Raw genomic sequence first — 2,270 nt, 5'->3', positions numbered from 1 at the left:
CAGAACGAGGCGGGAATGCCTCATTTCCAACATCGGCAATTGCCAGCACGATACGAACCCCTTGCCTGCCAGAGCTGCGCGCTGCGGTTGAGCACGACCCCTACCGCGCGAGCGGTTTAGTCCTAGGTCTAATACCGGCCATTCCATATTGCTTAATTGACCTGCAGCTTCTGGCTGTTTGCAGGCATCTGTCTAAAGATGCGTGGCAATCTGCACGAAGCTAGCTAACAGGATAGACCCGGTGAATAGCTTAAAGGGGGGCCAAGCCCAAAGCCCAGAAAATGCTGTCACACAAGTGGGACTGCCCTACTTTTGCGAGTCACTGATTAGATGACGGGTTAAGTGACAGTTTTCAGTCCCTGCATTCCAGAGTTTGGGCTGTCACGCAAACGGTCGTTTATGTGACCGACCCTGCCAATACAGGCAATGTTGGCTTCTCCAAAAAATCCGGCGTTTGGGCTTACTCCCTAAAGGCAACTAAACCGGTGTTTGGACTGCGATGTTGACTGTAACAATTGCGTAAAGGACCGTAACCGGTAGAGAGGCATAGGCACGCCCCGTGTTGCACTGCTTGGCAGAGGGCACAAGCGCTAAGCCTGATAGGGCTTGGGTGGCAGTAGGGTAGGTAGCAAAGTGGATGGTAAAAGCGTAGGGCGCGAGGTGACGGTACCGTAACTTTTCGTAACTTTTGGACCGGTGATTTTCTGACGGTAAAGGGCGAAGAGTCCGGGGGCCTGTCTGCAGTGGTCCAACATTGCGCCACCTCGGCAAAACGGTAACATATTTGTTACCATAAAAATCATGAAGATCACGGTTGAAGAATACCTTCGTGAAGATGGGACGAACCCCTACAAAAGATGGTTTGACGACCTGGATGCACCCGCCGCCGCCAAGGTGGCGGCGGCAAAGGTCAGGTTGGAGCTTGGCAACACATTGAGCGTGAAGTGGTTCGATGGCATGGGTGAGTACGTAATCGACTGGGGTCCGGGCTATCGGATCTACCTTGCCAAGGATGGCGACACGCTCATCGTCCTATTCGGTGGGGGAACCAAGCGAAGGCAGCAGCGAGATATAGATCAAGCCAAAGCATTGCACGCCGAGTACAAGACCAGAAAGAAGGCAGGCCAAGCTGCCAAACCAGGCAAACCAGGCAAACGGAAAGGAAACTGACATGGCACTGACGAGAGATTTCAAACACACTATTGTCGAACGTGTCGACCGAGATCCAGCGTTTGCCAAAGCGATGCTAGATGAGGCCGCTACGTCATTCCTGAATGGTGAGCCAGACGTTGCCCGCCTCATCCTGCGAGACTTGGTGAACGCCACCGGCGGTTTCGAGCAACTTGCCGAGTTGACCCATAAACCCAGCAAAAGCCTTCATCGAATGCTCTCGCCCAAGGGCAATCCCAGTATGGACAGCCTAGCGGCTATCTTTGGCGCGGTTAGTTCGCGCCTCAAGGTAGGCATTGAAGCCCATACGATTGAGGCAAGCTAATCAAAGGCCATCTATATCTTGGCGTTTGCATAGTTTTCGTTTAAAAATATCGGGGTCAGCAAAAAAGATTTTCACGGACAAAGCCAGGGACCGCCGCATCGCGGAGTCTGCCCTGCATCCGCCCAAGTCCATTTCAAATCAGTCGCTTGCCCCCTGCCTGACACGGGGATGCGAACCGACACGTCCCTGCACTGGGCGAGCCAACTAAGATTCCGCTCATTATTTGTAAACTTTTTTATCGCTCACACTAAACACCGGCGATTCCCATCCGGACACATTGCTCGATTAACGCCGCTAACGACTATAGCGGCTCGCTTTTTTCGGGGAATGGGTAGAGATGGTAGCCATCGTTGCAGGGCAGGATACGGGTTTGTTTCACGGCAGTCTGGCACCACGGGTGGGGGCCGGGCAGTCCGCCAAGACATTCGGACAGGCCGGCGAAGGCGTGTTCGTCAATGTCGCCCACGGCAATCTGGTCTTGCAACGGCGCGATGAATTACTGATCGGCCGTGGCGCCGACGCCGATGTGCTGCGTACCTACAACAGCCAGGCCAAACTCACCGACGACAATGGCGATGCCTGGTGGCTCGGTGGCTATCGGCTGCTGCGTAACCTTACTGGCACGGTCAACACCAACGGCAGCACAATCGTAAGCAATGGGATGGACCCCTCCTCACCTAAGCGGCATCTAGGTGCCAGACTGGTAGTTCCGACCACCAGTCAACGGTAAAGAGGAGTCCACCATGAAGAGTATTCGAGTTGGCGTCGATTTGGC

3 protein-coding genes are annotated in these 2,270 nt (G+C 54.3%); all 3 read left to right on the top strand.

The window, feature by feature from the left end:
• Positions 1 to 801 precede the first annotated feature (801 nt).
• The 3 genes from CSQ89_RS21180 to CSQ89_RS21170 all read left to right on the top strand — a co-directional run bounded on the left by CSQ89_RS21180 (position 802) and on the right by CSQ89_RS21170 (position 2,225).
• Complete coding sequence (locus CSQ89_RS21180; RefSeq protein WP_099407941.1) at positions 802 to 1,170, top strand: type II toxin-antitoxin system RelE/ParE family toxin; 369 nt, start codon at positions 802 to 804, stop codon at positions 1,168 to 1,170.
• Between the two features lies 1 nt (position 1,171).
• Positions 1,172 to 1,495 carry a helix-turn-helix domain-containing transcriptional regulator gene (locus CSQ89_RS21175; protein WP_099407940.1) on the top strand — a complete coding sequence of 108 codons (324 nt, stop codon included), beginning with the start codon at positions 1,172 to 1,174 and terminating at the stop codon, positions 1,493 to 1,495.
• Positions 1,496 to 1,832: 337 nt separating this feature from the next.
• The gene (locus CSQ89_RS21170) at positions 1,833 to 2,225 is read left to right on the top strand and encodes a hypothetical protein (protein WP_099407939.1); all 393 of its coding nucleotides are present in this window, start codon (positions 1,833 to 1,835) and stop codon (positions 2,223 to 2,225) included.
• Positions 2,226 to 2,270 lie beyond the last annotated feature (45 nt).

It is taken from the genome of Chitinimonas sp. BJB300 (genome assembly GCF_002735695.1).
Lineage (GTDB): Bacteria > Pseudomonadota > Gammaproteobacteria > Burkholderiales > Chitinimonadaceae > Chitinimonas.
This window is presented reverse-complemented; position numbering and strand designations above follow the sequence as displayed.

Coding starts and splice junctions, on each gene's coding strand:
- CSQ89_RS21180 (WP_099407941.1), top strand. CDS start 802: ATGAAGATCACGGTTGAAGAATACCTTCGTGAAGATGGGACGAACCCC.
- CSQ89_RS21175 (WP_099407940.1), top strand. CDS start 1,172: ATGGCACTGACGAGAGATTTCAAACACACTATTGTCGAACGTGTCGAC.
- CSQ89_RS21170 (WP_099407939.1), top strand. CDS start 1,833: ATGGTAGCCATCGTTGCAGGGCAGGATACGGGTTTGTTTCACGGCAGT.